This is a genomic window from uncultured Arenimonas sp. (assembly GCF_963976025.1).
In the GTDB taxonomy this organism is placed as follows: Bacteria; Pseudomonadota; Gammaproteobacteria; order Xanthomonadales; family Xanthomonadaceae; genus Arenimonas.
The window spans coordinates 26059-32789 of sequence record NZ_CAXBJS010000006.1; the positions used below are offsets into that span (position 1 = coordinate 26059).

A 6731-nucleotide genomic window follows, 5' to 3' on the forward strand; every position below is an offset into this window, starting at 1 on the left:
GCCGATGTGGGCCGAATGGACCATCGCCACCCGCTTCCTGCGCGAGGGCAAGTCGCAAAGCACGCTCATCCTGGTCGGCATCGCGGTGGGCGTGGCGGTCATCGTGTTCCTGACCGCGCTGATCACCGGCCTTCAGGCCAACATCATCGAGCGCACCCTGGGCACGCAGGCGCACATCCGCATCGTGCCCACTGAAGAACAGAACCGCGTGCTGCCCGCGCCGGAAGGCACCACCCAGCTGGTGCTGGAAACCCGCCGCGCCCAGCGCCTGCGCTCGATCAACAACTGGCAGCAGGTGCTGGCCGTGCTGGACGCGCTTGAGCAGGTGACCGCCGCGTCGCCGGTGATATCGGGCCCGGCCTTCGCGCGCCGGGGCGAGGCCATCGAATCGGTGGCGCTGGTCGGCATCGATGCCGAACGCTACCAGCGCATCATCCCGATCAGCGACGACATCGTCGCCGGCCGTTTCCGCATCGGCGCCGGCGACACGGTGATCGGCAGCCAGCTGGCCGCGGACCTGGGCCTGGGCGTGGGCGACAAGCTGCGCCTGGACGGCGGCCAGGGCCGGGAAACCGTGGTCAACGTGGCCGGCATCTTCGAGCTGGGCGTGCGCGAGCTCGACGCGCGTTACGTGTACCTGGACATGAAGCAGGCGCAGTCGCTGCTGGACCTGCCCGGCGCCGCGACCGTCATCGACGTGACGGTGGACGACATCTTCGCCGCCGAGGCCGTGGCCGGCCGCATCGCCCGCCTCACCGGCGTCAAGGCCGAAAGCTGGATGGAAACCAATGCCCAGCTGATGAACGCGCTGCGCTCGCAGAGTCTTTCCACGCAGATGATCAGCGTGTTCGTGGCGCTCAGCGTGGCCCTGGGCATCGCCAGCGTGCTGTCGGTGAGCGTGGTGCAGCGCACGCGCGAGATCGGCATCCTGCGCGCGATGGGCACCACCCGCGCGCAGATGCTGCGTGTGTTCCTGGTGCAGGGCGGGCTGTTCGGCCTGGCCGGCTCGGTGGTGGGCGCGCTGGCGGGTTATGGCCTGGTCGGCGCCTTCAATACTTTTGGCCCGAAGCTGTTCTTCATTCCCGTGGACCCGTGGCTGCCGGTGTTCGCCGCGCTGCTGGCAACCGTGACGGGCATCGTCGCGGCGGCCGTGCCAGCCCGGCGCGCCGCGCGCCTGGACCCGGTGGAGGCGATCCGCCATGTCTGAGCATGACGGCGGCCAGGAAGTGCTGCGGCTGCAGGGCATCCGCAAGAGTTACAACGTCGGCAAGCCGACCGAGGTGGAAGTGCTGCACGGGCTCGACCTGCGCCTGCAGCGCAGCGACTTCGCCGCGCTGGTGGGCGCCTCGGGCTCGGGCAAGAGCACCCTGCTCAACCTGGTCGGCCTGCTCGACCGGCCGAGCGACGGCGAACTTTTCCTGCTGGGCAAGCCGACCCGGCACATGGACGACGACGGGCGCACGGCGCTGCGCCGCAACTCGATCGGCTTCGTATTCCAGTTCCACCACCTCATCCAGGCTTTCACGGCGCTGGAAAACGTGCTGATGCCGCTGATTGTCGCCACCGGCAAGCCAACGGCCGACCAGCTTGCACGCGGCCGCGGCCTGCTGGCTGAAGTCGGCCTGGCCGGCCTGGAAGACCGCCGCCCCGACCAGCTTTCGGGCGGCCAGCAGCAGCGTGTCGCCGTGGCCCGGGCGCTGGTCACGCGCCCGGCCCTGCTGCTGGCCGACGAACCGACGGGAAACCTCGACAGCAAGTCGGCCGCCGAAGTATTCGAACTGTTCCGCAAGTTCAACCGAGAGTTCGGCTGCGCGGTGCTGCTGGTGACCCACGACCCGCGCCTTTCGGAACAATGCGACCGCACGGTGTCGCTGCTCGACGGCTGCATCGAAAGCGACGTGGTGCACGCGCCCTAGCCGCCGACCAGCAGGTCCTTGAACTGTCGCGGCTGCGAACGCAGGTACTGCGGCGGCGCGATGACGGTGGCGCCCAGGTGCGCCGCGGCATGCCAGGGCCAGCGCGGGTCGTAAAGCGCGCCACGGGCAATGGCGACCAGGTCGGCGTCGCCGGTGGCGACGATGGCTTCGGCGTGGTCGAAATCGGTGATCAGCCCGACGGCGACGACCGGAATGCCCACGGCCTGCTTCACTGCGCGCGCCAAAGGCACCTGGTAACCGGGGCCAACCGGGATCTGCTGCGATGGATGCAGGCCACCGCCGGACACGTGGATCACGCTGCAGCCGCGCTTTTCCAGCGCGCGGGCAAACGCCACGGTGTCATCGATGTCCCAGCCGCCCGGCACCCAGTCGGTACCCGATACGCGCACGCTGACCGGGCGTTCGGCCGGGAAAGCCGCGCGCACTGCATCGAAGACTTCCAGCGGAAAGCGCAGGCGGTTTTCCAGCGAGCCGCCGTACTGGTCGTCGCGCTGGTTCGAAAGCGGCGACAGGAACTGGTGCAGCAGGTAGCCGTGCGCGGCGTGGATCTGGATGGCGTCGATGCCAAGCCGCGCCGAACGGCGGGCAGCGGCGGCGAAAGCCTCGCGCACGTCCTGCATGTCCTGGTGGGTCATCGCACTTGGCGCGTTGTCGCCGTCGCGGAAAGGCAGCGCCGAGGGCGCAACCGTCTGCCAGCCATGGGCATGACCCGGCGCGATCTGCCCGCCGCCGTGCCAGGGCAGGTCGGTGGACGCCTTGCGCCCGGCGTGCGCGAGCTGGATGGCGATGGGCATCTTCGACCAGCGGCGCACGCCTTCCAGCACCTTCGCCATCGCGGCCTCCGTGGCGTCGTCCCACAGCCCGACGTCGGCGTAGGAGATCCGGCCCTCGGGCAGCACGGCCGTGGCTTCGATGGTCAGCAGGCCCGCGCCCGAAAGCGCCAGCTGGCCCAGGTGGATCAGGTGCCAGTCGGTCATGCAGCCGTCCACGGCCGAGTACTGGCACATCGGCGCGATGACGATGCGGTTTGCCAGCGTCAGCGCACCCAGGGAGAGGGGTTCGAACAGCTTCGGCGAGCTCATGATTGCCAGGCGTCCATGGTCAGTTCGAAGGAGCGTACGCGGGCGGCGTGCTCGTAGATATTGGCGGTAAGTATGAGCTCGTCCGGGCGGTGGCGTTCAACGAAGTCCTGGATCCTCGCGCGCACGGTGGCCGGCGAACCCACGGCCCGGCAGGCCAGGGTGGATTCGATCATGTGCTTCTCGGAAGGGCTGCAGTAGTCGTCGATGGCCCCGGCGCTTTCCAGCGGCGGCGGCACCAGGCCGGGGCGGCCGCGGCGCAGGTTCACGAAGGCCTGCTGCTGCGTGGTGAACAACCGCGCCGCCTCGTCGTCGGTGTCGGCCGCGACGACGTTGAGCGCCAGCATCACGTGCGGCTTTTCCAGTCGCGGCGAAGGCCGGAACTCGCGGTGGTAAACCGCCAGCGCCTGGTCCAGCGCGTCCGGCGCGAAATGCGAGGCAAAGGCGTAGGGCAAACCCAGCGCCGCCGCCAGCCGCGCGCCGAACAGGCTTGAACCCAATATCCAGGCCTCGATGGCCACGCCCGCGCCTGGCACGGCCTGCACCGCCTGACCCGGCTGCACGGGCTCGAAGTACCGCAGCAACTCGACCACGTCGCGAGGGAACTCCTCGGCATTGTCGTAATAGCGCCGCAGCGCCTTCGCCGCCGCCTGGTCGGTGCCCGGCGCGCGGCCAAGACCAAGATCGATGCGCCCCGGGAACAGCGTGCCCAGCGTGCCGAAGGCCTCGGCGGCCTGCAGCGGCGAATGGTTGGGCAGCATGATGCCGCCGGCGCCGACGCGAATGCTGGAGGTGCCCGCGGCGACGTGGCCGATCAGCACGGCCGTCGCCGCGCTGGCGATGCCCGGCATGTTGTGGTGCTCGGCCAGCCAGTAGCGGCGGTACCCCAGCCGCTCGCCGGCGCGCGCCAGGTCGAGCGCGTTGGCGAAGGTCTGCGCGGGCGTGCTGCCCACGGTGACGGGTGCGAGGTCGAGGATCGACAGCGGGATCATGGCGGCGCCTGGGGGTCTGGCCCTGATAGATGGGGGCCGGGGCAGGCCCACTCAAGGCCCGCCAAACCAGCCTGGCTGGCCGGAGCCGCCGCCGGACACACTTGATGCAGGTCAATGTGGCGTCCTGCCTGCGGCGTAGATTCCATTCCCGGAGGCTCTGTCTCCCTGCCTCCATTCCCCCGACATCCAGGAGGTCCCATGAACCAGCTTACCCATTGGAATCCGTTCAGGGCCGCCGGCCGCGGCGAACTGACCAGCGGTTTCGACGCCCTGCTCCGCGACCTCGGCATGCGCCCGCTGGTGGGCGCGCTTGAGTCGCCCGACATCCGCATTGACGTCAGTGAGAGCGACAAGGCCTACACGATCAAGGCGGACATCCCCGGCGTGCGCAAGGAAGACATCGACGTGGCCGTCGATGGCCGCCAGGTGTCGATTACCGCGAGCGCACGCAGCAAGTCCGAAAAGAAGGACGAAACTTCCGTCTACAGCGAACGCAGCGAAGGCAGGGCGTTCCGTTCCTTCACGCTGCCGGTCGAGGTCGACGACAAGCGCGCGGAGGCGAAATACCAGGACGGGGTCCTGAGCCTGGTGCTGCCAAAGAAGGCCAACGGCAAGAACCATCGCATCAAGATCAGCTAGCGATTGGCGGCACGAGCCGCGGGGGTGGTTACGTCATGACCGGTCTTCCGTTCCACGATCGCCCGGATGCGGCCAGGAAACTGGCCAGTGCACTGGCCGGGCTGCGCGGTGAACGGCCACTGGTGCTTGCCATCCCCCGCGGCGCCGTGCCGATGGCACGGCTGGTGGCGGACAGCCTCGGCGGCGAGCTCGACATTGTGCTGGTGAAGAAGATCGGCGCGCCCGGCAATCCCGAACTCGCAATTGGCTCGGTGGACGAATACGGCACCATCGCGCTCAACGAAAACGCAGACTGGCTCGGGGCAGACGACACCTATGTGGAGTCCGAGGCGGCTCGACTGCTGGCCGAGATGCAATCCCGCCGCGTCCGCTACCTGGGGCGCGCACCGCCCACCCGCCTGGCCGGCCGGACCGTGGTGGTCGTGGACGATGGCATGGCGACGGGCGCCACGATGGCCTCTGCGCTGCGGGCGGCGCGGCGCCAGGGTCCGGCGCGGCTTGTCTGCGCCATTCCGGTGGCCTCGCGCGAAGCACTGGCGCTGGTGACGCCCCTGGCAGACGACACGGTCTGCCTGGCCACGCCCGCGCCGTTTGGTGCCGTGGGCCTGTATTACCGCGACTTCACCCAGGTCGATGACCAGGACGTCATCGCCGCGCTGGGGGCGCGCGACCAGGGGGCGCCATGCATGGATTCGACTGTTCGGTCGCAGACGCTGCGCATTCCCCTGGGATCGGCCTGGCACGAAGCAGACCTGGCGCTGCCGGCCAAGGCCAGGGGCCTGGTGGTGTTTGCGCACGGCAGTGGCAGCAGCCGCCTCAGCGCCCGCAACCAGTCAGTGGCGCAGGCCCTGAACCAGCGCGGTTTCGCGACACTCCTGTTTGACCTGCTCACTCCCCAGGAAGGCCAAAAACCTGCGGCGCGCTTCGACATACCGCTGCTGGCCGGGCGCGTACGTGCCGTCCTGGACTGGGTCGGGACGCAGCCGGCACTGGCGCCGCTCGGGCTCGGGCTGTTCGGGGCCAGCACCGGGGCCGCGGCGGCATTGCTTGCCGCGGCCTTGGATCCGTCGGGAATCGCCGCCATCGTGTCGCGGGGCGGTCGCCCCGACCTGGTCGGGCCGCGGGAGCTGTCGCTCGTGCGCACGCCAACCTTGCTCGTCATTGGCGGGGACGACCACGAGGTCCTGGCGCTGAACCGGCGCGCGGCCGCGGCCATTCCCGGCGAGGTCGAGCTCGTGGTCGTGCCTGGCGCGACGCATCTGTTCGAAGAGCCGGGCAAGCTGGACCAGGTGGCGGCGCTTGCGGGCGATTTCTTCGAACGCCACTTGCCCGGCGCTGCGGCGTACTGATCTTCCCGCGACCTGCTGTATTCAAACCGCAGCGCGCAGTGACGACGCGCGGGTCAGCCCCGCAGGGTTTGCAGGTGCACGCTGGTCTCGCTGGCGCTGATGCCTTCGATGCCGCGGATGCGTTCGAGCACGGTGGACAGTTCGGCCAGGCTGCCGACGCGCAGCTCCGCCAGCAGGTCCCAGCGGCCGTTGGTGTCGTGCAGCGTGGCGACGCCGGGTTCGCCGAGCAGGGCGCGGATGACCCGGTGCTGGTTGCCTTCGACGGCCAGCGAGGTCCAGGCGCAGATCTCGTCGGGCGCCGAGTCGGGCCGCAACCGCACGGTGTAGCCGGTGATGACGCCGTCGCGCTCGAGCCGCGCCATGCGGTTGGTGATGGTGCCGCGCGCGACGCCCAGGGCCTTGGCCAGGTCGGCGACCGGCGTACGGGCATTTCGGCGCAGAAGGGCGATGAGGCGATGGTCGAGGTCGTCCATGCTGTCATTCCGTCATTTTGTGTTGCCTTTTTAGCAGCTTTCTGTCGAAAACGTTGCAAAACTGCCGTTTCGCGCTACCGCCGCGGTCCGGACAATGGGCTCATCCCTTCAAGCAACGCCGGAGACCACCCATGGCCATGACCCAGATCACCACCCAGGACCTGACCCACATCGTCGCCACCCACGGCCTGCCGGCCCTGCTTGGCCGCCTGGTGGACTACCTGGAAGCCGACTTCCGGCGCTGGCCCGAGTTCGACAAGAG

The 6731-nt window shown here is 69.2% G+C and carries 7 protein-coding genes; 4 read left to right on the plus strand and 3 right to left on the minus strand.

Annotation, left to right across the window (positions count from 1 at the left end; translation table 11 throughout):
- Positions 1-4: 4 nt before the first annotated feature.
- Positions 5-1207 (plus strand): ABC transporter permease, encoded by a 1203-nt coding sequence (locus tag AACZ35_RS01040; RefSeq protein WP_339824986.1) that lies wholly within the window; start codon positions 5-7, stop codon positions 1205-1207.
- Positions 1200-1916 carry an ABC transporter ATP-binding protein gene (locus AACZ35_RS01045; protein WP_339824988.1) on the plus strand — a complete coding sequence of 239 codons (717 nt, stop codon included), beginning with the start codon at positions 1200-1202 and terminating at the stop codon, positions 1914-1916. Before AACZ35_RS01040 ends, AACZ35_RS01045 begins: the two co-directional genes overlap by 8 nt.
- Here the strand turns inward: AACZ35_RS01045 and AACZ35_RS01050 are convergent.
- Complete coding sequence (locus AACZ35_RS01050) at positions 1913-3019, minus strand: NADH:flavin oxidoreductase/NADH oxidase (protein WP_339824991.1); 1107 nt, start codon at positions 3017-3019, stop codon at positions 1913-1915. The genes AACZ35_RS01045 and AACZ35_RS01050 overlap by 4 nt on opposite strands.
- Complete coding sequence (locus AACZ35_RS01055; RefSeq protein ID WP_339824994.1) at positions 3016-4008, minus strand: LLM class flavin-dependent oxidoreductase; 993 nt, start codon at positions 4006-4008, stop codon at positions 3016-3018. The genes AACZ35_RS01050 and AACZ35_RS01055 overlap by 4 nt, the downstream gene beginning before the upstream one ends.
- Before the next feature lie 198 nt (positions 4009-4206).
- Here AACZ35_RS01055 and AACZ35_RS01060 point away from each other — a divergent pair, with 198 nt between their 5' ends.
- Both AACZ35_RS01060 and AACZ35_RS01065 read left to right on the plus strand, forming a co-directional pair.
- Entirely contained in the window at positions 4207-4647 is a 441-nt protein-coding gene (locus tag AACZ35_RS01060; protein WP_339824997.1) for an Hsp20/alpha crystallin family protein, read from the plus strand.
- Positions 4648-4682: 35 nt separating this feature from the next.
- On the plus strand, positions 4683-5996 hold the full coding sequence (locus AACZ35_RS01065; protein ID WP_339824999.1) for an alpha/beta fold hydrolase: 1314 nt from the start codon (positions 4683-4685) through the stop codon (positions 5994-5996).
- A 53-nt stretch (positions 5997-6049) separates the two neighbouring features.
- On the opposite strand, the gene AACZ35_RS01070 is transcribed toward AACZ35_RS01065, so the two are convergent.
- Complete coding sequence (locus AACZ35_RS01070; RefSeq protein ID WP_339825001.1) at positions 6050-6469, minus strand: Lrp/AsnC family transcriptional regulator; 420 nt, start codon at positions 6467-6469, stop codon at positions 6050-6052.
- Between the last annotated feature and the right edge of the window lie 262 nt (positions 6470-6731).